The 22699-nt window shown below is 60.5% G+C and carries 20 protein-coding genes; 15 read left to right on the top strand and 5 right to left on the bottom strand.

The window, feature by feature from the left end:
* The first annotated feature begins 67 nt into the window (after positions 1-67).
* From L8H52_RS22045 to L8H52_RS22005, 9 genes are all read left to right on the top strand, one after another.
* Positions 68-1222, top strand: a complete 1155-nt coding sequence (locus L8H52_RS22045; RefSeq protein ID WP_242208650.1) for a mandelate racemase family protein — start codon at positions 68-70, stop codon at positions 1220-1222.
* A gap of 72 nt (positions 1223-1294) precedes the next feature.
* Positions 1295-2905: an ABC transporter substrate-binding protein gene (locus L8H52_RS22040; protein ID WP_242208651.1), complete on the top strand. Its 1611-nt coding sequence runs from the start codon at positions 1295-1297 to the stop codon at positions 2903-2905.
* Between the two features lie 60 nt (positions 2906-2965).
* On the top strand, positions 2966-4003 hold the full coding sequence (locus L8H52_RS22035) for an ABC transporter permease (RefSeq protein WP_026000815.1): 1038 nt from the start codon (positions 2966-2968) through the stop codon (positions 4001-4003).
* A gap of 46 nt (positions 4004-4049) precedes the next feature.
* Complete coding sequence (locus L8H52_RS22030) at positions 4050-5660, top strand: ABC transporter substrate-binding protein (protein ID WP_242208652.1); 1611 nt, start codon at positions 4050-4052, stop codon at positions 5658-5660.
* Positions 5661-5722: 62 nt separating this feature from the next.
* Positions 5723-6640, top strand: coding sequence for an ABC transporter permease (locus L8H52_RS22025; protein ID WP_242208653.1), 918 nt, complete (start codon positions 5723-5725; stop codon positions 6638-6640).
* Between the two features lie 11 nt (positions 6641-6651).
* Positions 6652-7491: an ABC transporter ATP-binding protein gene (locus tag L8H52_RS22020; protein WP_026000816.1), complete on the top strand. Its 840-nt coding sequence runs from the start codon at positions 6652-6654 to the stop codon at positions 7489-7491.
* Positions 7492-7501: 10 nt separating this feature from the next.
* The gene (locus L8H52_RS22015) at positions 7502-8278 is read left to right on the top strand and encodes an ABC transporter ATP-binding protein (RefSeq protein WP_242208654.1); all 777 of its coding nucleotides are present in this window, start codon (positions 7502-7504) and stop codon (positions 8276-8278) included.
* A gap of 23 nt (positions 8279-8301) precedes the next feature.
* Positions 8302-8670: a 5-carboxymethyl-2-hydroxymuconate Delta-isomerase gene (locus L8H52_RS22010; protein WP_242208655.1), complete on the top strand. Its 369-nt coding sequence runs from the start codon at positions 8302-8304 to the stop codon at positions 8668-8670.
* 13 nt (positions 8671-8683) lie between these two features.
* Positions 8684-10501, top strand: coding sequence for a glycoside hydrolase family 28 protein (locus L8H52_RS22005; RefSeq protein ID WP_242208656.1), 1818 nt, complete (start codon positions 8684-8686; stop codon positions 10499-10501).
* 8 nt (positions 10502-10509) lie between these two features.
* Here L8H52_RS22005 and L8H52_RS22000 read toward each other — a convergent pair whose 3' ends face one another.
* Both L8H52_RS22000 and rtcR read right to left on the bottom strand, forming a co-directional pair.
* The gene (locus L8H52_RS22000; protein WP_242208736.1) at positions 10510-10788 is read right to left on the bottom strand and encodes a hypothetical protein; all 279 of its coding nucleotides are present in this window, start codon (positions 10786-10788) and stop codon (positions 10510-10512) included.
* A gap of 98 nt (positions 10789-10886) precedes the next feature.
* Positions 10887-12491 (bottom strand): RNA repair transcriptional activator RtcR, encoded by a 1605-nt coding sequence (gene rtcR, locus L8H52_RS21995; protein WP_242208657.1) that lies wholly within the window; start codon positions 12489-12491, stop codon positions 10887-10889.
* 203 nt (positions 12492-12694) lie between these two features.
* On the opposite strand from rtcR, the gene L8H52_RS21990 reads away from it, so the two are divergent.
* The 5 genes from L8H52_RS21990 to L8H52_RS21970 all read left to right on the top strand — a co-directional run bounded on the left by L8H52_RS21990 (position 12695) and on the right by L8H52_RS21970 (position 18124).
* Positions 12695-14242: an RNA-binding protein gene (locus L8H52_RS21990; RefSeq protein WP_242208658.1), complete on the top strand. Its 1548-nt coding sequence runs from the start codon at positions 12695-12697 to the stop codon at positions 14240-14242.
* A 336-nt stretch (positions 14243-14578) separates the two neighbouring features.
* Positions 14579-15805 carry an RtcB family protein gene (locus tag L8H52_RS21985; protein WP_242208659.1) on the top strand — a complete coding sequence of 409 codons (1227 nt, stop codon included), beginning with the start codon at positions 14579-14581 and terminating at the stop codon, positions 15803-15805.
* Positions 15806-15820: 15 nt separating this feature from the next.
* A complete protein-coding gene (locus L8H52_RS21980; RefSeq protein ID WP_242208660.1) occupies positions 15821-16609 on the top strand; it encodes a nucleotidyltransferase domain-containing protein in 789 nt (262 codons plus the stop codon).
* A gap of 8 nt (positions 16610-16617) precedes the next feature.
* A complete protein-coding gene (gene rtcA / locus L8H52_RS21975; RefSeq protein WP_242208661.1) occupies positions 16618-17643 on the top strand; it encodes an RNA 3'-terminal phosphate cyclase in 1026 nt (341 codons plus the stop codon).
* 151 nt (positions 17644-17794) lie between these two features.
* Positions 17795-18124 carry a hypothetical protein gene (locus tag L8H52_RS21970; RefSeq protein WP_016987808.1) on the top strand — a complete coding sequence of 110 codons (330 nt, stop codon included), beginning with the start codon at positions 17795-17797 and terminating at the stop codon, positions 18122-18124.
* A 57-nt stretch (positions 18125-18181) separates the two neighbouring features.
* Here the strand turns inward: L8H52_RS21970 and L8H52_RS21965 are convergent, their stop codons facing one another.
* Positions 18182-18595 carry a VOC family protein gene (locus tag L8H52_RS21965; protein ID WP_242208662.1) on the bottom strand — a complete coding sequence of 138 codons (414 nt, stop codon included), beginning with the start codon at positions 18593-18595 and terminating at the stop codon, positions 18182-18184.
* 223 nt (positions 18596-18818) lie between these two features.
* Here L8H52_RS21965 and L8H52_RS21960 point away from each other — a divergent pair, with 223 nt between their 5' ends.
* A complete protein-coding gene (locus tag L8H52_RS21960) occupies positions 18819-20630 on the top strand; it encodes an ABC transporter ATP-binding protein (protein WP_242208663.1) in 1812 nt (603 codons plus the stop codon).
* Here the strand turns inward: L8H52_RS21960 and L8H52_RS21955 are convergent.
* Both L8H52_RS21955 and L8H52_RS21950 read right to left on the bottom strand, forming a co-directional pair.
* Positions 20627-21571, bottom strand: a complete 945-nt coding sequence (locus L8H52_RS21955; protein ID WP_242208664.1) for an alpha/beta fold hydrolase — start codon at positions 21569-21571, stop codon at positions 20627-20629. The genes L8H52_RS21960 and L8H52_RS21955 overlap by 4 nt on opposite strands.
* 112 nt (positions 21572-21683) lie before the next feature.
* A complete protein-coding gene (locus L8H52_RS21950; protein WP_242208665.1) occupies positions 21684-22682 on the bottom strand; it encodes an NAD(P)H-quinone oxidoreductase in 999 nt (332 codons plus the stop codon).
* Positions 22683-22699 lie beyond the last annotated feature (17 nt).

The following is a 22699-nucleotide window of genomic DNA, read 5'->3' as shown; positions in this document are numbered from 1 at the left end:
TGACCTATGATCAGTCGCAACCGACGACACTCCTGTCACAAATCCAATAAGAAGGCTCAAGACGTCCATGAGAATCACAGCAGTCAACGTCCAGGTTTTTTCCTATCCCACCCGCCGCGCAGTCGACAGCGCCGGTCATGCTCATCCCGGTGATGCCAGTCAGGCGCAAATGGCGTTGCTGCGCATCCAGACCGAAGACGGCAAGGAGGGTTACGCCCTCGGTGCGCCGGAGCTGATTCGTCCTTATGTGCTGGATGGTTTTGTGCGCAAGGTGCTGGTCGGGCAGAACGCCTTTGATCGCGAAAAGATCTGGCATGACCTGGCGCACTGGCAGCGTGGCAGCGCCAGCCAGTTGACTGATCGCGCGCTGGCGTTGGTCGAGCAGGCGTTGTGGGACTGGGCGGGGCGCAAGCTCGGCGTACCGGTGCACAAATTGATCGGCGGCTTTCGCGACAAAGTGCCGGCCTACGGTTCAACCATGTGCGGCGATGAATTGCCTGAGGGCCTGGCGACGCCGGAAGACTATGGACGCTTTGCCGAAACGCTGGTCAAGCGCGGCTACAAGGCGATCAAGTTGCACACCTGGATGCCGCCGGTCTCGTTCGCGCCGAGCCCGCGGATTGACGTCAAAGCCTGCGCGGCGGTGCGCGAAGCGGTAGGCCCGGACATTGCCTTGATGCTCGACGGTTATCACTGGTACAGCCGCACCGAAGCGCTGTACATCGGACGCGAACTGGAAAAACTCGACTTCGCCTGGTTCGAAGAACCGATGATGGAAGAGTCTGCCGAATCCTATGCCTGGCTGGCGGGGCAACTGGACATTCCGGTACTCGGCCCGGAAACCTTGTCCGGCAAACACCTGAGCCGGGCCAGCTGGGTCAAGCACGACGTCTGCGACATTCTGCGTGCCGGCGTCGCCGGGGTCGGCGGGATCGGGCCTTGCCTGAAAGTCGCGCACATGGCCGAGTCGTTTGGCATGGATTGCGAAATCCATGGCAACGGCGCAGCGAACCTGACGGTGGTCGGCGCGATCAAGAACTGCACCTGGTACGAGCGCGGCTTGCTGCACCCGTACCTGGATTACGACGAGGTGCCGGCGTACCTCAAGCGCCTGGTCGACCCGATGGACAGCGACGGTTTTGTGCATTTGTCGGACCTGCCGGGTCTGGGCGAAGACATCGACTTCAACTTCATCGAGATGAACACGCTTAAAAGCTTCTGACGTGTACGCGGGCTGCCCGGTGCATGCCGGGCTGTCCGAGAGCCCTATAAATATAAGAAAGGCACTCTCGCTATGAACATTTTTCCTTCGCTGTGGGCGCGGGTTCTGGCGGCTACCCTGACGGTGACCGCGCTACCTGTCGTGCATGCCAAAACTCCGGCCGATCAATTGATCGTCGGCATGAGCATGATCAATCTGCTGTCCCTCGACCCGGCGGCGGCCACCGGCCTGGACGTGTCGGAGATCAATGCCAATCTCTATGACATGTTGCTGGTGCAAGACGTCGCCGAGCCGGATCGGCTGTTGCCGGCACTCGCCGAGCGCTGGCAAGTCAGCGACGACCGCAAGACCCTGACCTTCAATCTGCGCCAGGGCGTGCAATTTCAATCGGGCAACCCGTTGAGCGCCGAAGACGTCGCCTGGTCATTGCAGCGCGTGCTCAAACTCAACCTCGCGCTGGCGTCGACCTGGAAGGCTTACGGTTTTACTGCTGACAATGTCGAGCGTTCGATGCGCGCGACTGATGCCAATACCTTCGTCATTGAACTGCCGCGACCCACCGATCCGCAGTTGGTGCTCAACACGCTGGCGACGTCGCCAAGCGCCTTCATTCTTGATCGCAAAAAAGTCCTCGAACACCAGAAGAACAATGACCTGGGCGCCGCCTGGCTGGTGACGCACGCCGCCGGCAGTGGTGCCTTTGTGCTCAATGACTGGCGGGCTAACGACGTGATTCTGATGAGCCGTTTCGACGGTTACTGGGGCGGCCCGGCCAAGCTCAAGCGCATCGTCATGCGCAACATGACCGAGTCGCAGTCGTTGCGTCTGATGATTGAGCGCGGTGACCTCGACATCGCCAAAGGCATGTCGGCGCCGGACATCCAGGCCTTGCAGAAAAGCGACAAGGTCCGCACGCAAACCCTGCAACGCGGCACGCTGTATTACGTCGCGCTGAGTGTGAAGCAGCCGATGTTCGCCGACGCGCGCGTGCGCAAGGCCGTGCGCTCGTTGATCGACTACCAGGGCATCAACCAGACCGTCATGCCGCACTACGGCGTGATCAATCAGCGGCCGATGCCATTGGGACTGGCCGCGCGCCTGCCGGATCCCGGTTATCGACTGAATGTCGATGAGGCCAAAAAACTCCTCGCCGAAGCCGGTTATCCCAACGGGTTCAAGACCAGTATTCGCGTGCTGGCCGAGCCGCCGTTCATCAACATTGCCTCCAATCTGCAATCGACGCTGGCGCAGGCCGGGATCGAAGCCAGCATCATCACCGGCACCGGTAACCAGATCTATGGCGCCATGCGTGAGCGCAGTTTCGACATCATCGTCGGCCGTGGCGGTGGCGGCGCCGAACGTCATCCCCATTCGAGCCTGCGCACACTGGTGTACAACCCGGATAACCGTGACGAAGCCAAGCTGAGCAACTTTCAGGGCTGGCGCACTTCGTTCTACAGTCCCGAGTTGAATCAGTTGATCGAGAGTGCCGAAGTCGAGCCCGATGCGCAGAAACAACTGGCGCAGTATCAGGACATCCAGCAGCAACTCGATCAGCAAGTGGGCGCGATTCTGCCGGTCTCGCAGATGACCGACACGGTGCTGGTCTACGCCGATGTTGCCGATTTTCAAGGGCACACGGCGGCGACCACGCGCTACAAAGACGTCTACAAAAAACGCTGAAATGCACGGATGAACTTCGCGTGCCGGGTGCACCGGTGACCGTTTTATCAGGAGCTGACTATGTTTGTTATGACTGCCTCTGCCATGGGAGCCCGCGCCTCCAATACTGCGCGGCGTGCCAGCACGGTACTGGTGACGTTGCTGGGCCTGCTGGCGCTGACGTTTATCATCGGTCGGGTGATGCCGCTCGATCCGGTGCTGGCGGTTGTCGGGCCGGACGCCGACAGCTCGACCTACGATCAGGTGTACCGGGCGATGGGGCTGGACAAGCCGATCTGGACCCAGTTCGGCCTGTACCTCAATGACTTGCTGCACGGCAATTTCGGCAACGCGCTGTTGACCGGGCACCCGGTGCTCGATGACATCCGCCGGGTGTTCCCGGCCACCATCGAACTGGCGACCCTGGCCATCCTCTTCGGTGTGCTGATCGGTTTGCCGCTGGGCGTCTGCGCGGCGAGCAATCAGGGGCGACTGGGCGATCATGTCGCGCGAGTGATTACCCTGTTCGGCTATTCCACACCGATTTTCTGGCTGGGCATGATGGGCCTGCTGGTGTTTTACGCCTGGCTCGGCTGGGCCGGGGGCGCCGGTCGCATCGACCTGGCGTACGACGGCATGGTGCCCGAAGTCACCGGGCTGTTGCTGATCGATTCGAGCCTGGCGGGTGATTGGGAAGCCTTCGCCAGCGCCTTGCGCCACATCGTCTTGCCGGCGCTGATCCTCGGGCTGAACTCAGTGGCTTACATCAGTCGGATGACGCGCAGCTTCATGCTTGAGCAACTGTCTCAGGAATACATCATCACCGCTCGGGTCAAGGGTTTGTCGCGCCGTCAGGTGGTCTGGGGGCACGCCTTTCGCAACATCCTCGTGCAACTGCTGACGGTGGTGGCGCTGGCTTACGGCTCGCTGCTCGAAGGCGCGGTGCTGATCGAAACGGTCTTTGCCTGGCCGGGTTTCGGCCAGTACCTGACCAGCAGCCTGATGCTCGGCGACATGAACGCGGTGATGGGCTGTGTGCTGGTGATCGGTTTGATTTTTGTCGCGCTCAACCTGATCAGCGATGCCTTGTACAAGGTCTTCGATCCGCGCACCCGTTAACGCGCCAGGCAGCAGCACTAAAAATTATAAAAACAAGGATTTTTCAATGACGACTGCATTTACCAAACTGCACGCTGGCCTGTTGGCGGCGATCCTGGCGCTGGTGCCGATGAGCCAGGCCAGCGCCAAGACGCCGGCCGATCAACTGATCGTCGGCATGAGCATGGTCAACCTGTTTTCCATCGATCCGGCCAACGCGCCCGGCCTCGACGCTTCCGGCGTCAATGCCAATCTTTACGACACCCTGGTCAAGCGAGATCAGGGCAATCCGGAACAGCATCTGCCGCAACTGGCCGATCGCTGGGCGATCAGCGATGACGGCAAGCAGGTAACCTTTCATTTGCGCCAGGACGTCAAGTTTCACTCCGGCAATCCGCTGACCGCTGAAGACGTGGCCTGGTCGCTGTACCGGGTGATGAAACTGAATTTCGGCCTGGCCACGACCTGGAAAGCCTACGGTTATAACGTCGACAACATCCAGTCACTGATCCGCGCCAGCGATGCCCACACGCTGGTCATCGACTTGCCGCAAACCATGGATCCGCTGTTGTTGATCGACTCGCTGGCGATCTCGCCGAGCGCGGTGGTGATCGATCGCAAAACGGCTTTGGCGCATGAGAAAAACGCTGACCTCGGTGCTAACTGGCTGGTGACCAACGAGGCCGGCAGCGGACCGTTTGTGCTGAGCAAATGGACAGCGAACGACTCGCTGTTGCTGACCCGCTTCGACGGTTATTGGGGCGGTGCTGCCAAGCTTAAGCGCGTGGTGGTGCGGCACATGACCGAATCGCAGTCGCTGCGCCTGATGCTGGAGCGCGGTGACCTCGATCTGGCGTACGGCATGGCCGCACCGGACATTCGCGCCATCGACGGTTCGGAAAAAATCCACGTGCAGTCACTGCCGCGCGGCACCCTGTACTACGTCGCGCTGAGCATGAAGCAACCCGAATTTGCCAATCCCAAAGTGCGCGAAGCGGTGCGCAACCTGATCGACTACAAGGGTCTGGACGAACAGGTGATGCCGTATTACGGCCAGCTGAATCAGCAGCCGATGCAACTCGGTCTGGCGGCGCGCCTGCCGGATCCGGGTTATCACATGGACGTCGCCAAGGCGAAAAAGCTCCTCGCCGAAGCGGGTTATCCGGACGGCTTCAGCACGACCATTCGCACATTGTCAGAGCCGCCCTTCATCGACATCGCCGCGCGTCTGCAAGCGACGCTGGCCGAGGGCGGGATCAAGGCCAGCATCGTCAACGGCACTGGCAACCAGGTGTACGGCGCCATGCGCGCGCGCAACTTCGACATCATCGTTGCGCGCGGGGCCGAGCGTTATCCGCATCCGTATTTCAGCCTGCGCACGTTTGCCTACAACCCCAACAACAGTGATGACGCCGGCTTGCCGAATTTCCAGGGCTGGCGCGCGTCGTTTTTCAGCCCGCAGCTCAATAGCCTGATAGATCAGGCCGGGGTCGAACGCGATGCCGGCCAGCGCCTGAACCTGTATCACCAGGCGCAGAAAATCTACGACGAGCAGGTCGGCCCGATCATGATGATTTCGCAGATGACCGACACCGTGGTCAGCGCCGCCGACGTCAAGGGTTTCGCCGGCGATGATGCCGAGGCGACGCGTTATCTGGGTGTCTACAAACAACGCTGAACGCTGCCCGGTGCGTCGGCGTACGCACAGGGTGATCCTGAATTCAATCCGAGAACATGCCCATGATTGCCAACATGTCTTCTACAGATTCGAGCGCCAAGCGGCGGTCGGATCGTACCCCCGGATCCAGCTTCGACGCCTTCTGCAAAAGTGCCCTGAAAGTCTTGCGGCACTTGTTGCGCAACCCGATGACCCTGGCCGGATTGCTGGTTGCGCTGGTACTGGTGGTGGTGGCGCTGTTTGCGCCGTGGATCGCCACCCATGATCCGGTGGCGCAAAACCTTTCCAACGCCCTGCAGGCGCCGGGCGCTGCCCACTGGTTCGGCACCGATGAATACGGCCGGGATATCTTCAGTCGGCTGGTCTACGGCTCGCGCATCACGTTGTACATCATCACCCTGGTGACCGTGATCGTCGGCCCGATCGGCCTGTTTATCGGCACTGTCTCCGGCTACTACGGTGGTGTGGTCGACACGGTGTTCATGCGCCTGACCGACATCTTCATTTCCTTCCCCAGCCTGGTGCTGGCGCTGGCATTTATCGCTGCGCTCGGTCCGGGCCTGGAACACGCGGTGGTAGCGATTGCGCTGACGTCGTGGCCGCCAATCGCGCGACTGGCGCGAGCGGAAACCCTGTCGTTGCGCAAGGCTGATTTCGTCGTAGCGGTCGAGCTGCAAGGGGCTTCGTCAACGCGAATAATCCTGCGGCACATTGTGCCGATGTGCATGTCGTCGGTGATCATCCGCCTGACCATGAACATGGCTGGGATCATCCTCACCGCAGCGGCTTTGGGCTTTCTCGGCCTCGGTGCGCAAGCGCCGTCGCCGGAGTGGGGCGCGATGATTTCCACCGGGCGCCGCTACATGCTCGAGTGCTGGTGGCTGGTGGCTGTTCCGGGGGCCGCAATCATGTTGGTCAGCCTGGCTTTCAACCTGTTGGGCGACGGCCTGCGGGACATTCTTGATCCGCGCAGCGAGTAATCGGAGGCTGTATGTCTGCAATCAAATTGAACGTCGAAGGGCTCAATGTGCGCTTCGTCAATGCTCAGAAAGAAACCCATGCCGTGCGCGACGTGTCCTTCACCCTCGGGCGGGAAAAACTCGCCATCGTCGGTGAGTCGGGCTCGGGTAAATCGACGGTCGGTCGCAGCTTGCTGAAGCTGCACCCGGCCAGCGCGCGGATCACTGCCAAGGCCATGCAGTTCGGTGAAGTCGATCTGTTGTCAGCCGGCGAAAAGGTCATGCAGAAGATTCGCGGCCAGCGCATTTCGATGATCATGCAGGACCCGAAATACTCGCTGAACCCGGTGGTCAAGGTCGGCGATCAGATTGCCGAGGCGTATCTGGCGCACCACAAGGCCAGCCGCAGCGAGGCCCGCGAGCGGGTGCTGGAAATGCTCGAAAAGGTCCATATCCGTGATCCGCAACGGGTCTACAACCTGTACCCGCATGAGGTTTCCGGTGGTATGGGTCAGCGCATCATGATCGCGATGATGGTCATCACCCGGCCACAGGTGATCATCGCCGATGAGCCGACCTCGGCCCTTGATGTCTCGGTGCGTCAGCAAGTGCTCAACGTGCTGGAAGAGCTGGTCGAGCAGCAGGAAATGGGCCTGATTTTCGTCAGCCACGACCTCAACCTTGTGCGCAATTACTGCGACCGCGTGTTGGTGATGTACGCCGGCAGGGTGGTCGAATCGCTCGCCGCCGGCGACCTGCAACATGCGCAACATCCCTATACCCGAGGCCTGATGGCGGCGTTGCCGAGCATGGACAACCGTCGCGAACGGTTGCCGGTGTTGCAACGCGATCCACTGTGGCTGACTTGCTGAGGAATCAACCATGTCCATGATCCAAGCACACGCGCTGAACCTGAGTTTCGGCGCCGGCCCGGCCCTTAACCAGGTGCTGCACGACGTCAACCTCAGTGTCGCCGACGGCGAATCCTTCGGCCTGGTGGGGGAGTCCGGCTCCGGCAAGACCACGGTATTGCGCTGCCTGGCCGGGCAGTACCGGCACTGGACCGGCGAGTTGAGCATTGCCGGCGCGCCGCTGCAGCACAAGATTCCCAAGGAACATTTCCGTCAGGTGCAGATGGTGTTCCAGGACCCTTACGGCTCGCTGCATCCGCGCCACACCGTCGACACGGCCCTGCGTGAGCCGCTGATTATTCACGGCGTGCGCGACAAGGACGACCGGATCAACGAGATCCTGCTCAAGGTCGGTCTGAACGACAGTTACCGTTTTCGCTATCCGCACCAGTTGTCCGGTGGCCAGCGCCAGCGCGTGGCGATTGCCCGTGCGCTGATTCTCGAGCCGCGCGTGCTGCTGCTTGATGAGCCGACCTCGGCGCTGGATGTCTCGGTGCAGGCGGAGATTCTCAATCTGCTGGCGGATTTGCGCCGGCGCGAGAAACTGACCTACCTGATGGTCACTCACGATCTGGGCGTGGTCACGCACCTGTGTGATCGAGTGGCGGTGATGCAGCAGGGCAGAATCGTCGAATTGCTCGATAGTCAGGCGCTCAGCCAGGATCTGGCAAGTCACGCCTACACGCGGATGCTGGTGCAGGCCAGTCGCGATTTCAGCCAGGAGTCGGTGCGCCAGCTCGCTGGTTGAACCGATCCATCAAGGAGCGCGACATGCCGCATTGCCTTATCGATTGCCCGCAGACCCTGGCCCAGCGTGTCGGCGAGCAAACCTTGCTCGCTACCGTGCATGACGCCCTCGATGCCTTCGGCCTGTTCAAGGCCGGCGACATCAAGGTGCGCCTCAATACGTTCACGCATTACCGCTGCGGCGCGGGCGCGGACGATTTTATCCACGTCGTCCTGTCGGTGCTGTCCGGGCGCAGCGCTGAACAGCGCCGGCGTCTGGCCTCGGCGACCGTGGCGGCGCTGGTCGCTTTACTGCCGGACGTTGAGTCGTTGTCGATGGAGGTTGTGGAAATGCCCCGCGAGACGTTCGTCAACCGCAGCCAATATCTGCAAGAAGCCGGATTGTCGGCCTGAACAAGGAGTGCTCATGCCTTATCGATATGTTGTTCCGACGCAGCGCAAACAGCCTTTGGCCTTGTCGCTGGCAGCCACGTTGACGCTGGTTTGCAGCGTGCCGTCGTGGGCGCTGGAGGCGCCGGTAAAATTGCAGGTGCCGACCCTGGCCTACGATGATCAGCAGATCATCCTGGTCTGGGAAAAGCCCGCCGATCACGCCGACATCAGCGACTACCGGGTCTACGCCAACGGTGTGTTGCTGGGTGGCAGCAACGCCAACAATGACCGCGTCTCGCCGGCCAAACCTTACATCGACCGCTTCTATGAACAGGATGTTGCCGGTTTTCATCATCGCATCGGCATTCACAGTTACACCGCGCAAGGCTTGAAACCGGATACGGTCTATCGGTTCACCGTGCGTTCGGTGGGCACCGATGGCACGGAATCGGCCGACAGTCCGCCCGTTGTGCAGCGTACGAGCAAGGTCGCCGCCGTGTTCGATGTCAGGAAATATGGCGCCAAGGGTGACGGCAAAAGCCTTGATACTTTGGTGATCCAGAACGCCATCGACGCCTGCACCCCCGGTTGCAAAGTATGGTTGCCCAAGGGCACCTATAAAAGCGGGGCGCTTTACCTGAAGAGCAACATCACTCTGGAAATCGCCGAGGGCGCAACGCTGTTGGGTTCCGAGCGTGCCGAAGACTATCCGCTGGCCGGCTACATCCAGTATCCGTATTCGAGCACCGTGCGCCCGGCGTCGCTGATCAATGCCTTGCCGCGCGATCCGCGTCAGCATCAGTCCTTCGAAAACATCCGCATCGTTGGCAAAGGCACGATTGACGGCAACGGCTGGAAGCGCCGCGCTGATGTCGTCGACGAACGCGGTCAGCCATTGCCGTTCTACCTGCCCAGCGACAACACCCGCTACCAGCAGGACGGCATTCTGGCCAAGGCGCAAGTCGAACAAGCGGTCGCGCGCGGCATGAACGTCAAGGACGCCTACGGCCAGATGCGCTCGTCGCTGATCACCCTGCGCAACGTGAAAAACGTGTTCTATGGCGGTTTTACCGTGGTGAATCCGGCATTCCACGGGATCATGAACCTGGAAACCGAGAACGTGGTGCTGGCCAATACCACGCATAAAACCTACGACGCCAATAACGGCGACGGCATCGAATTCGCCAACAGCAAGGGTGCGATGGTCTTCAACAACTTCTTTGATACCGGCGATGACTGCGTCAATTTTGCTGCGGGCACCGGGGCTGATGCCGTGCAGCAAAAGCCGCAGGAAGATGCCTGGATCTTCAATAACTACTTCCGCAAGGGCCACGGCATGGTGGTTGCCGGTAGCCATACCGGCGCGTGGATTCAAAACATCCTCGCCGAAGACAACGTTTCCGATGGCACCGATGCCGGCTTGCGCATGAAGAGCACCAACTTCATGGGCGGCGGCGCGCGTAACGTGATCTTCCGCGACTCGGCAATCCGCAATACGCTCAAGCAGGCGTTCATTTTCACCCTCGACTACAACGATCCGAATGCCAAGCTGGATTACCAGCGCTCAACCATTCCCGGGCAATTCCGCGATATCCGTGTCGCCGACGTGAGCGTCGAAAATGCCCAAGGCAAGGCGATCGAGGTCAAGGGCGACAGTCAGCACAATGCCTGGCATCAGGGGTTGGTGTTCGAGCGCGTGCGCTTCAGTGGTCCGGCCAAAGCGCAGATCGACGGGTTGAAGGATTCGCTGTTCGACCATGTGTCGTTCGGCGAGCACGGCGCTGCCAACCCGTGGCAAATCACCGGGAGTGTCGGGCTGACGTTCACGGAGGTGCAGCCACCACCTCTGTAGAACCCTAATCAAGGTTTCGGCGCTTTACCGAGTTCTTCCGAGTCGCTTGAAGTGGCTGCATCTTTGGCCGTTTCATGCGACTCGGCGCCGGAGTTTGAACCCGAGGCCTCTTCACCTTTCTTGTCGGCCTTGTCGTCGTTGGATTGAGCTTTGCTGGCCTGATTCACGCCGGGAAGCGCGGTCGGCGGCGCGGCAGACTCGTCAGCTGCCTGCCCGGCTGCCGAGGCGAAAAGCGGGCAGGCCGAGAGCAGGCCTGCGAGGGTGAGCACTGCAATTTTGCTGTTCATGATGGTTGTCTTCCGGTCGAAGCGGATGGTGATCATTGGAAGCACCCGGCGAGCGAAGGTGCCCGCTGCTGGACGGGCGGTCAGTCGCTGCGTTCTCATCACTGGAGGTCGACGATCTGGCTCCACTCAAGCCCGAACCGGCCGAGGTATTTCCTCAGTCGATCGGCGTCGTTGGCTTGTGCCTTGGCCTGGCGCGATATTCCGAACAGGCGGCGGCCGGCGTCGGACAAGCTGTCCGCCTGCCGGCACACCTCAATCACTGCCTTTAATTGCAAGCGGTCGAACAGATCCATGGTTTCGGCGTCCCCCGGCAACTCTCCTGAAATCGCCTGCGGTTGCGCCAGGCCCCAGGCGTAGCGCAGCCGATCAATTTCTTCCTGCACCTGGGCCTCATCGATACGCCCGCTGTCGGCCAGGGTCGCCATGCGCGTGATCGAGGCGGAGAGTTCGCGGAAGTTGCCCAGCCACGCCGCCTCACGAGAGCTGGCGAACGCCAGATAACTGCGCCGGGCTTCCAGATTGAAGCGCACCAGTTGCCCGTGTTCGCGGGCGTGGCGCTCCAGCTCGAAATCAATGTTCGGTTCGATGTCCTCGCGGCGGCCGGCGAGGCCGGGCAGGTCGAACGTCCATAGGTTGATGCGCGCGTACAAATCTTCGCGGAACAGGCCGTCAGCGACGCGGCTGCGCAGGTCGCGGTGGGTGCCGGCGATGATCAGGAAATCGCTTTCGACTTCCTTGTCGGAACCCAGCGGAAAGAAGCGTTTTTCTTCAATCGCCTTGAGCAGCATCGCCTGTTCGTCTGCGCCCAACTCGCCGATTTCATCAAGGAACAGCATGCCGCCATCGGCGGCGCGCAACAGGCCGTCGCGAGCATTCTGTGCGCCGGTGAAGGCGCCTTTGACATGGCCGAACAGCGCCGACATTGCGCCATCGCCACGCAAGGTGGCGCAGTTGACCTCGACAAAACGCCCCTGCATTTGATGGCGGCTGCGTTTGAGTTCGTAGATGCGTCGGGCGAGGAAGGATTTGCCGGCGCCGGTCGGGCCGATCAGCAGCATCGGCGCCTTCGAGCGCACGGCCACCCGCTCGATCTGTTCGATCGAGCGGTTGAAAGCGGCGTTGCGTGTGGCAATGCCGGACTTCAGGAACTCCAGGCCTTCGAGGCGCTTGTTGGCGAAGCGCGAGGCGATGCGATCGTAGCGCGACAGATCGAGATCGATCAGGGCGTGAGTGCCGATGGCGTGATCGCTGTCGCTGTTGCGTTTGGCCGGGGAGGTCTGAATCAGCCGCGCCGGCAGATAGCGCGCCTCGGTCAGCAGAAACCAGCAAATCTGCGCGACGTGGGTGCCGGTGGTGATGTGGACGAGGTAGTCCTCGCGCTCGGTGTCGAAATCGTAGGCGGTAGTGAAGTCGTGTAGCGCACCGTAGACCTCTTCGAAATCCCATGGGTTGCGCAACGACATCGGGTGCAGGCGCACTTCGGTCTCTGGCGAAACCTGCTGGATGTCGGCGCGCACCCGCTCGGCCAGGCTGACGTCGCGGGCGTCGATGCCGTGAATCAGCTCGAGCCGGTTGATCAGCACGTCTTGCTGTTGGCAAAGGCCAACGCTGGGGCGCCAATGGCTCCAGCGATTGGCACCTTTGCCGACGCGATCAAGGGTGGCGCCGATAAATCCGATGGCGACGGTTTGCTTGTTTGGCATGTTTATCTCAAAAGATAAAAGACGATACCCAATGATAATTATTCGGCGAAGGGTTTGTCGTCGGTTGATTCAATGAAATACGAGATAAAAATAAAAGACATATAAAACAATAAGATAAGAATATTTTTAAAGAGAAATCCAAAGCTGGCACAGCCGCTGCAATACCTATCGCAACGAACAGGACAACACAGCGAGACGCCAAGATGGCCAACTCAACTCTCTTCAACACGCAATCGAATCACTTGCCGGCCTGCGATACCTTGAATGCTTCCGGTGCCAGCGCTTATGCCTACAGCCCGAAGCACCAACTGGCGCAATTGGCAGTCACCGGTTGCCTGAGCCAGACCTTTTACGCCTCCGCAGAAAGTCAGCTGGATCAAGTGCTGAAGCTGGTGGCCGAGCTCGACAGTCGCTTCGTGGCGAAAGCCGCGATCTACGCTCGCAAGAAAGGTCACATGAAAGACATGCCGGCCTTGTTGCTGGCGGCATTGAGCGCGCAGCGTTCAAGTCTGGTGCCAGAGGTTTTCGAGCAAGTCATCGACAGCGGCAAGATGTTGCGCAACTTTGTACAGATCCTGCGTAGCGGTGCCACCGGACGTAAATCCCTTGGCTCGCAACCCAAGCGTCTGGTGCAGAACTGGCTGAACAGCGCGACCGAGCGGCGACTGCTGCAAGCGTCGATCGGCAATCAACCGTCGTTGGCGGACGTGGTGAAGATGGTTCACCCCAAACCTGCCGAAGCGTGGCGCGAAGCGTTTTTCGCCTGGTTGATCGGCAAACCGGTGGAGGCGAAGGCCTTGCCGGAGCTGACCCGCGATTTGCTGGCGTTTCGCAGCGGCGCGAGCGATGAAGTGCCGGCGGTGCCGTTTCAGTTGCTCGGCAACGAAACACTGAGCAAGGAACAATGGGCCCATCAAGCCCGCAACATGGGCTGGCAGGGACTGCGCATCAACCTCAACACCCTGGCGCGCCACGGTGCATTTGAAGTGCCGGGTTGCATCGAATATGTCGCAGCGCGGTTGGCCGATCCACAGGAAGTGGCGAAGGCGCGGGTGTATCCGTACCAGTTGTTGTCGGCTTATCGGATGATGGGCGAAAACACCCCGGCAGCGATCCGCGAAGCTTTGCAGGAGGCGCTGGAGTTGTCGCTGGCCAACGTGCCCAAGCTTGAGGGTGCGGTGGTGGTTTGCCCGGATGTGTCGGGTTCGATGGGCAGCCCGGTGACCGGTTATCGCCCTGGTGCGACCTCGCAGGTGCGCTGCATCGACGTGGCGGCACTGGTGGCCGCAGCGGTGTTGCGCAAACAGCCGGCTGCGCGGGTCATGCCGTTTGAGGTCGATGTGGTGGGTATCCAGCTCAACCCGCGTGACAGTGTGATCAGCAACGCCGAGAAGCTCGCCGGAATTTTTGGCGGCGGCACCAACTGCTCGGCACCGCTGAAGAGATTGGCGGACAGCAAGGCCAGGGTCGATACGTTGATCATGGTCTCGGACAACGAATCGTGGATCGATTCGCAGCGTCGCGGCGCCAGCGAGACGATGCGCCAATGGGAGCGGATCAAGAAGCTCAACCCACACGCCCGGCTGGTGTGCATCGACATCCAGCCAGGCCATGCAACACAGGCGGCGGATCGTGATGACATCTTGAATGTCGGCGGTTTCAGCGATGCGGTGTTCGACGTGATCGAGCAGTTCACCAGCGGCCAATACAGTGCGCAGCACTGGGTCGAGGCGATCGAAAGCGCGTCATGAATTGATTGATCACCGGCGCTGAATGCCGATGGGACTACATCCAAAACGTCTCATCAAGCCCTTGTCAGCGCCAGTGACGGCACGAATGCCTGATGGCTGTACATCTGAGGCCGGTTAAGTCCGGAGCGCGGCAACGCGCAACAGTCATCAACTTTTGTCGTGCCACCTTTTTTGCAGTTATTGGCAGCGAATGCGACAGGTACTACATCGGAAAGCGGGTTCGACTCCTGCCCCGGCAACGGGGGCTCAACTGGCAGAGCCACAGTGTCTGTGTTTTTGTCGCTGCGACTTACAGAACAACGCCGAATGATCGGCCAATGAATAAAGAATGAAGACATGAAAGAACACACTTACCAACTGCTCGAAGTCGCCAATGGCAAACCGATCAAACTCTGGACCGAAGGCGTTCCGGTGGAAAACGAGGCCCGCGAGCAGTTGATGAACACCGCGAAAATGCCGTTCATCTTCAAACATCTGGCGGTCATGCCGGACGTGCACCTGGGCAAGGGCTCGACCATCGGCAGCGTGATCCCGACCATCGGCGCGATCATTCCGGCAGCGGTCGGCGTCGACATCGGCTGCGGCATGATCGCCGCGCGTACGTCGCTGACGGCCGCTGATTTGCCGGACAACCTGCTCGGTCTGCGCAGCGCCATCGAGCAAGCGGTGCCGCATGGCCGCAGTTCAAACCGGTCGCGACGCGACAAGGGCGCCTGGGATGAGATCCCGCAGCAAGCCGATCAGGCCTGGGCGGGGCTGCAACCACGGTTCAAGTTGATCACCGACAAGTACCCGAAACTGGCCAACACCAACAACCGTGGGCACCTCGGTACGCTCGGCAGCGGCAACCACTTCATTGAAGTGTGCCTGGATGAAGCCAACCGGGTCTGGTTCATGTTGCACAGTGGCTCGCGCGGTGTCGGCAACGCCATCGGCAACCTGTTCATCCAGATGGCTCAGGCGGACATGCGTCAGCACATCGCCAACCTGCCGGATCGTGACTTGGCCTACTTCGAAGAAGGCAGTCAGCACTTTGATGATTACGTGGAAGCAGTGGGTTGGGCGCAGGACTTCGCCAAACAGAACCGCGAACTGATGATGCGCGCGGTGATTCAGGCGACGCGACAGATTATTCGCAAGCCGTTTGAAGTGGCGCTGGAAGCGGTCAACTGCCACCACAACTATGTGCAGAAAGAGCGGCATTTTGGTGAAGAGGTGCTGGTTACCCGCAAAGGCGCGGTGTCGGCGAAGAAGGGCGAGTTGGGGATTATTCCGGGCTCGATGGGCGCCAAGAGTTTCATCGTGCGTGGTCTGGGCAACGAAGAGTCGTTCAGTTCCTGCAGCCACGGCGCCGGTCGCACCATGAGCCGCACCAAGGCGAAAAACACCTTCACCGTCGAAGATCAGATTCGCGCCACTGCCCACGTGGAGTGCCGCAAGGACGAAGCGGTGATCGACGAAATTCCGATGGCTTACAAGGACATCGACAAAGTCATGCACGCCCAGCGTGAGCTGGTGGAAGTGCTGCACACCTTGCGTCAGGTGGTGTGCGTCAAAGGATAAAAGGAAAAGCAGGTCATGGAACTGGAAGAGCGTCATCCGCTGTGCGCCACGATGCGTGCGCGGGTACTGGCAGAGCTGACGCGCATAGAGCGTGAACGCAATGTCACGGTGTTATACGCCTGTGAGTCAGGCAGCCGGGCCTGGGGTTTTGCCTCGACCGACAGCGATTACGATGTGCGGTTTGTTTATGTGGAAAAGCCCGAGTGGTTCGTTCAGGTCGATGCGCCGCGTGATGTGATCGAACGTCCGCTGGACGATGAACTCGACGTCAGTGGCTGGGAGCTGCGCAAGACCCTCGGTTTGTTGCGCAAATCCAATCCGACGTTATTGGAGTGGCTCGACTCGCCGCTGGTTTATCGCAGTGAAACCGCTCAGGTGGCACAGCTGCGCGAACTCGCCGAAGCGTTCTACAGCCCGCCAGCGGCGCGCAATCACTATCTGTCGATGGCGAAGAAGAACTTTCGCGGCTACCTGCAAGGTGAAACCGTGCGTTTCAAGAAGTACTTCTACGTGCTGCGGCCGCTGCTGGCGGTGCGCTGGATCGACCAGGGCCGAGGGCGGCCGCCGATGACGTTCGCCGACCTGCTGACCACCGTCGACGACCGCGCGCTGCTCGCGGAAGTCGACGAACTGCTGGCCCTCAAACGCAATGCCGACGAGAGCGCCTACGGGCCGCGTCGTCCGGCGCTGCACGGGTTCATCGCCGCCGAACTTGAGCGCGAAGTGCCCACATTACTCAGAACTCAGGAAGACTCGCGACGTCTGGATCGGTACCTCAGGGATACGGTCGGACGATACGCGTAAGGAATGCAATGGAACAGGAAGTGATAGAGCTGGACGGTGCTATCGGTGGCGGCCAGGTGTTGCGCAGTGCCTTGAGCCTGTCGATGCTGACAGGCCGGGCGTTTCGCATTAAACAGATTCGTGCCAAACGCAGCCGTCCGGGACTGCTGAGGCAACATTTGACGGCCGTCATGGCGGCGGCCGAGGTCTGCGGCGCGACGGTTTCCGGTGCGCACTTGGGCTCGCAAGCGTTGAGCTTTGAGCCCGGCGCGATTCGCTCCGGCGATTACCAGTTCGCCATCGGCACTGCCGGCAGCTGCACGCTGGTGTTGCAGACCTTGTTGCCGGCACTGTTGCGGGCTCCGCAGGCGAGCCGGGTGCGTATCTCGGGTGGCACGCATAACCCGCTGGCGCCGCCGACCGATTTCCTCACGCGCAGTTGGCTGCCGCTGCTGCGGCGGATGGGCGCAAACGTCGAGCTGGACTTGTTGCGACATGGATTTGTCCCGGCAGGCGGTGGCGAGATCGAGGTGAACGTGCAGCCGTCAAACCTGATGCGGCTGGACCTGTGTGAACGCGGCGAGGCAATTTCGCAACAGGCATCGGCGCTGACTGCCGGGCTGGCACCGACGGTGGCCGAACGTGAGTTGAGCCAAGTGGCCAAGCGCTTGAGTCTGCCGCCTGCGGCGCTGCAACCTGTCACCCTCGATCCGGCGCGGGGGCCGGGCAATGTGTTGCTGCTGGAGTACGCATTCGAGCACGTCACCGAGGTGTTCAGCGCGTTTGGCCAAGTGTCGTTACGGGCTGAAAAGGTCGCCGACGCCGCGATCAATCAGGCCGCCGACTGGTTGCGCAGTGGTGCTGCGGTGGCCGAACACCTTGCCGATCAATTGCTGTTGCCAATGGCGCTGGCCGGTGGCGGCTCGTTTACCACGCCGCGCATGACCGAGCATCTGCACAGCAATATCGCGGTGATCGAATTGTTTTTGCCGGTTAGCATCGATTGTCGGGAAGAGGGTGGTGATCGATTGCGCATTGAGGTCATCGCCAACTGATCGTCAGGCCAAGGGCGGTGGGATTTCATCAGGAAATCCCGTCGCCCTTTTCTACGTCCGCAAAAAACTCGCGAAAGGCGGCAAATTGCTGGCCCCCGGATTTTTGCTTCCCCGGCAAAATCGCCTTTTTTCAAAAGGTTAGGTTGGCTCTATGCGGACGATTGTCATCACCGTTGCAACGCTTTCCCTGGCTGTTTTCGCGGTGGGAGTGCAGGCAAAAGAACTGAGCAAAAGCCATCGCTTTGCCTGCACCTGGGGCTCGGACATTGCTGCCGGTGCCCAGCAATCGAAGTTGTCGGGCGTCTCGCTGTACGGTGCACGCAAACAATTGCAGGTGCGTCGCTTCCAGCAGCCGTGGATGCGCATGACCGCGATGGGGATTACCGAGCAAACCTACAACAGCACGTCGAAGCTCAAACCGGCGGCGGTCAAGCAGACGTATTACGAACAATGCGTACGCCACGAATTGGCCCAGCGTTAATACAAAAAGCCCAACCAGAACAGGTTGGGCTTTTTCATGCCTGAGGAAATCTCAGCGTTACTTTTCGCTCTCGCAATTGACCATCCACGATACGCCGAAACGATCCACCAGCATACCGAAGCGCGCGGCCCAGAAGGTCGCTTCCAGCGGCATGTCGATGCGACCGTCCTTGGCCAGTGCGTTGAACACACGTTCGGCCTCGGCAATGCTGTCGACGTTCAGCGAGATCGAGCAGCCGCTCATGCCTTGAGTCGGCCGATCGGGCGTGGTGTCCGAGGCCATGATCATTTGATCGCCGACTTTCAGGCACGTGTGAATGATCAGGTGCTGATGCTCTTTCGGCACATGCTCGGCGGCGGGCGTCTCGCCAAACGTCATCATGGCCTCGAGTTTTCCCTGCAGGGCTTGCTCGTAAAAGGTGAACGCCTCGCGGCAGTCGCCGTTGAAGATCAGGTACGGGTTGATTCTCATGTCTCTGCTCCCGGCAGTCAGGCGCGGAGCGTGGCGGGGGTTCGCCGGGTTCCGCGTAGGGCGGTTAAAACATAGCAGAGCGTTGGACGTCGGAAAGGCCTGAGTCTTCCAGATGTTTTTGTTCTGAAAAGCGCGTCGACGATAACGCGCTCGTCGTGTGAAATTCAGTTGTAGCGCTGGAGTACCATAACGCACCGCCATCACCTGCCGAGCCCAATGCCCCATGCCTGATCTATCGCGTTTCACCTCCTTGTTCGATCAGGCGCAGCGAGCCTTGCGCTTGGTTTGGGGGACATCGCGTGGCTTATTTCTCGGGCTGGTGCTGGCAACGTTGGTGGCCGGGCTGCTGCCGGCACTGGCGGCGTGGCTGGGGCAGCGGATTGTCGATGCCGTGGTTGCCGCGATGCAGTTGCACGCGCAACACGGCAGTGCACCGCTTTGGCCCGTATTGCGTTACGTATTGTTGGAGGCGGGGGTGTTGGCAATGTTGTCCGGCACGCAACGGGCACTGTCGGTGCAGCAGTCGCTGCTGCGGGTGCAACTGGGGCAGAAGGTCAATACGCTGATCCTGGAAAAAGCGCAGACCCTGTCACTGGTGCAGTTCGAGAACTCCGAGTTCTACGACAAACTGGTGCGTGTCCGGCGTGAGGCTTCGACCCGGCCACTGGCGCTGGTCATGAAGTCGTTGGGATTGATTCAAAACCTGATCATGCTGATCAGCTTCGGTGTGCTGCTGGTGCACTTTTCCCCTTGGGCGCTGGTGCTGCTGGTGGTCGGTGCGTTGCCGGTGTTCTTTGCCGAGGCGCATTTTTCCGGTGACGCTTTTCGTCTGTTCACCCGCCGCGCGCCAGAGAGTCGGCAGCAGAGCTACATCGAAACCTTGCTGTCCCACGAAACGTATATCAAAGAGGTCAAGCTGTTCGGCTTTGCACCGCTGTTGCTGCAACGCTACCGCGACACGTTTGCCAGGCTGTATGCGGAAGACCGGCGTCTGACGTTGCGGCGCGACGGCTGGGGTTTCGGCCTCGGCCTGCTCGGTACGGCGGCTTTTTATGTGGCCTATGCCTGGGTGGTGATCGATGCCGTGCATGGTCAGATCAGCCTCGGTCAGATGACCATGTATCTGGTGCTGTTCAAGCAAGGCCAAAGTGCGGTGAGCAGCAGCCTGAGTGCGATCAGCGGTCTGTACGAAGATGGCCTCTATCTGACCAGTCTTTATGAATACCTGGCCGAACCGGTTCAGGTTGATACCGGCCACCTGACGGTCGGAGCGTGCCCGGGCGATGGTTTGCGTTTCGAAAACGTCGGTTTCCGTTATCCCGGTGCCAGTCGACCGGCCTTGGAAAACATTGATCTGCAACTGGTGCCCGGCAAGAGCATGGCGTTGGTCGGGGAGAATGGCTCTGGCAAGACCACGCTAATCAAGTTATTGACCCGGCTCTATCGCCCCGATCAAGGGCGCATCCTGCTCGACGGCAGCGATTTGCAGGATTGGCAGGAAACCGCGTTACGTCGGCGCATTGGCGTGATTTTTCAGGACTACATCCGCTACCAGTTCAGCGTCGGAGAAAACATCGGCGTCGGCGACACCTTGGCGTTCAACGACTCGCAACGATGGAAAGAGGCGGCTGCCCAAGGGATGGCGGCACCCTTTATCGAAGGACTGGACAAGGGCTATGCCACGCAATTGGGACGCTGGTTTGCCGGTGGCCAGGAATTGTCTGGCGGGCAGTGGCAGAAGATTGCCTTGTCCCGCGCGTACATGCGCCGTGATGCCGACATTCTGATCCTCGATGAGCCGACTTCGGCGCTCGACCCGGCCGCTGAAGCGGCGGTATTCGAGCATTTCAGCCAGCACAGCGAAGGGCGCATGACCCTGCTGATTTCCCATCGCTTTTCCAGCGTGCGCAATGCTGACCACATCATCGTGCTGCAACAAGGGCAAATTCTGGAGCAGGGCGGCCACGATCAATTGATCGCCGCCGACGGGCATTACGCGCAACTTTTCGATTTGCAGGCTCGCGGCTACCGTTAAGTGTCCCGGTCGCTGCGCACGGTCGCAGGCCCGGCCACCCGCGGGGCCGGCTTGCTCTGCATCAGGCTGTCGAGCGCCTTGCGGTAATTCTGCCCACCGAGCGCCATGCTGTTGTTGTGCGTCGCGCCCGGCACCAACAGCAGGCGCTTGGGTTGTTGCGCGGCGTTGAACAATTGCTCACTGAAACGTGGTGGCACGAACGCGTCAGCCAGACCGTGCACCACCAGCAGTGGCATGTGAATGTCGGCGATCTTGTCGATCGAATCGAATTTCTGCGACAGCAGCCAGCGCACCGGCAGTGACGTGTTGGCCACGGAGGCAGCGACATCGGCCAGCGTGGTGAAAGTGGACTCGATCACCAGTCCGCGCACCGGCAATGCAGAGTGATCGCGAGCGGCGGTCTGCCCGAGTTCAGCGGCCAGATCGATGGCCACCGCGCCACCCAGAGAGTGACCGTAGATCAGCCGTTTGGCTGGGTCCGGTTGCAGCAGTTTGAAACGCTCCCACGCCACCCGCGCATCTTCGTAAACGCTGCTTTCCGAGGGCAAGTCGCCTTTGCTCTGGCCGAACCCACGGTAATCGATGGCCAGTACCGAATAACCTGCCGCGCGCAATTGTTCGATGCGGAACAACTGCCCGGTCAGATTCCAGCGCACCCCATGCAGATAAAGAATGGCCGGCGCATTGGCTTTTTCCGCCGGCCACCACCAGGCATGAATGTTTTGCCCAGCCTTGAAACTTTTCGGTTGCAGGTCGAGTTCCTGCACGCTGCCGGGTAAACCGTGATACCAGCCGGCGGTGCCCGGTTCGATGCGAAACAGCAATTTGCGCTCGGTGTGTTGCAGCACACCACAACTCGCCGGCACGCCGATAATCAGCGCGGCCATACAGGCAAACGCCAAGCGGCGGCGTCGTAGACGCGTCATGAAGGACTGGAACATTAAACGTTTCACCAAGGCGCAGACAAAGAACGCTTTTTACCAGATGCCTCGGCCTGCGCGTGAATTTTTCGACCACCGCCCCGGCGCAACGATTACCAAATGCTGCAAGGACTCACACGACCTGCAGCACGATCTTGCCGATATGGTCTTCGGCCTCCATGTGCGCGTGAGCCTGAGCCGCGTCGTTGAGTGAGTAAACCTTGTCGATCATCGGCAGGCAGCGCCCGGCAGACAGTGCCGGCCATACGTGCTCACGCAGTTGATCGGCAATCGCGGCTTTTTCGGCAGCGGTGCGGGCGCGAAGGAGAGACCCGGTGATGACCGCGCGTTTGGCCATCATTGCCAACAGATCAAAGTCGTTGGCCCGCGCGCCGCCGAGGAAACCGAGCATGACCAGACGGCCGTCCATTGCCAGTGCGCTGACGTTAGCGTTGAGGTACGAACCGCCCATGATGTCGAGGATCACATTGACGCCTTGGCCTGCGGTTTTCTCGGTGATGACCTTTGCGAACTCTTCATCACGATAGTTGATCGGCAGGCCGCCGAGCTTGCTGATCGCTGCGCATTTCTCTGCGCTGCCGGCGGTGGCGAACGCTTCTATACCGAACTCTCGGCACAGCATCAACGCGGTAGTGCCGATGCCGCTGGTACCGCCGTGAATCAGCGCGCGTTGACCACGGCTGGCGCCGCCAAGGCCGAACAGGTTGGCCCACACGGTGAAGAACGTTTCCGGGATCGCGGCGGCGTGCACCCAGTCCAGGCCGTCGGGAATCGGCAGGGTCTGGCCGGCTGGAACTGCGCAGTACTCGGCATAACCGCCGCCATTGGACAGCGCGCAGACTTTGTCGCCCACGGCGAACTGACTGACACCCGCTCCGAGTGCGACGACTTCGCCGGCAACCTCCAGCCCGGGGATCGGATTCATACCGGGTTTCATCGGATATTTGCCGGCTCGCTGCAAGGCGTCTGGCCGGTTGATCCCGGCGGCGTGCACGCGGATCAGCACTTCGCCTTCTGCGGTGACTGGCAGCGGGACGCGTCGCGGTTGCAAGACTTCGGGGCCACCGGGCTCGGTAATTTCGATTCGGGTCATTTCATTGGGCAGGGACATATCGTTTCTCTTGGCTT

It is taken from the genome of Pseudomonas sp. CROZ-RG-20F-R04-15, assembly GCF_022662375.1.
Classification (GTDB): domain Bacteria; phylum Pseudomonadota; class Gammaproteobacteria; order Pseudomonadales; family Pseudomonadaceae; genus Aquipseudomonas.
Note: the sequence above shows the minus strand (reverse complement) of the source record. Positions and strands in the feature narration are given on the sequence as shown.

Coding starts and splice junctions, on each gene's coding strand:
- L8H52_RS22010 (WP_242208655.1), top strand. CDS start 8,302: ATGCCGCATTGCCTTATCGATTGCCCGCAGACCCTGGCCCAGCGTGTC.
- L8H52_RS22040 (WP_242208651.1), top strand. CDS start 1,295: ATGAACATTTTTCCTTCGCTGTGGGCGCGGGTTCTGGCGGCTACCCTG.
- L8H52_RS22045 (WP_242208650.1), top strand. CDS start 68: ATGAGAATCACAGCAGTCAACGTCCAGGTTTTTTCCTATCCCACCCGC.
- L8H52_RS22035 (WP_026000815.1), top strand. CDS start 2,966: ATGTTTGTTATGACTGCCTCTGCCATGGGAGCCCGCGCCTCCAATACT.
- L8H52_RS21960 (WP_242208663.1), top strand. CDS start 18,819: ATGCCTGATCTATCGCGTTTCACCTCCTTGTTCGATCAGGCGCAGCGA.
- rtcA (WP_242208661.1), top strand. CDS start 16,618: ATGGAACAGGAAGTGATAGAGCTGGACGGTGCTATCGGTGGCGGCCAG.
- L8H52_RS21980 (WP_242208660.1), top strand. CDS start 15,821: ATGGAACTGGAAGAGCGTCATCCGCTGTGCGCCACGATGCGTGCGCGG.
- L8H52_RS22020 (WP_026000816.1), top strand. CDS start 6,652: ATGTCTGCAATCAAATTGAACGTCGAAGGGCTCAATGTGCGCTTCGTC.
- L8H52_RS22030 (WP_242208652.1), top strand. CDS start 4,050: ATGACGACTGCATTTACCAAACTGCACGCTGGCCTGTTGGCGGCGATC.
- L8H52_RS22025 (WP_242208653.1), top strand. CDS start 5,723: ATGATTGCCAACATGTCTTCTACAGATTCGAGCGCCAAGCGGCGGTCG.
- L8H52_RS21950 (WP_242208665.1), bottom strand. CDS start 22,682: ATGTCCCTGCCCAATGAAATGACCCGAATCGAAATTACCGAGCCCGGT.
- L8H52_RS21965 (WP_242208662.1), bottom strand. CDS start 18,595: ATGAGAATCAACCCGTACCTGATCTTCAACGGCGACTGCCGCGAGGCG.
- L8H52_RS21990 (WP_242208658.1), top strand. CDS start 12,695: ATGGCCAACTCAACTCTCTTCAACACGCAATCGAATCACTTGCCGGCC.
- L8H52_RS21970 (WP_016987808.1), top strand. CDS start 17,795: ATGCGGACGATTGTCATCACCGTTGCAACGCTTTCCCTGGCTGTTTTC.
- L8H52_RS22005 (WP_242208656.1), top strand. CDS start 8,684: ATGCCTTATCGATATGTTGTTCCGACGCAGCGCAAACAGCCTTTGGCC.
- L8H52_RS22000 (WP_242208736.1), bottom strand. CDS start 10,788: ATGAACAGCAAAATTGCAGTGCTCACCCTCGCAGGCCTGCTCTCGGCC.
- L8H52_RS22015 (WP_242208654.1), top strand. CDS start 7,502: ATGTCCATGATCCAAGCACACGCGCTGAACCTGAGTTTCGGCGCCGGC.
- L8H52_RS21985 (WP_242208659.1), top strand. CDS start 14,579: ATGAAAGAACACACTTACCAACTGCTCGAAGTCGCCAATGGCAAACCG.
- rtcR (WP_242208657.1), bottom strand. CDS start 12,491: ATGCCAAACAAGCAAACCGTCGCCATCGGATTTATCGGCGCCACCCTT.
- L8H52_RS21955 (WP_242208664.1), bottom strand. CDS start 21,571: ATGTTCCAGTCCTTCATGACGCGTCTACGACGCCGCCGCTTGGCGTTT.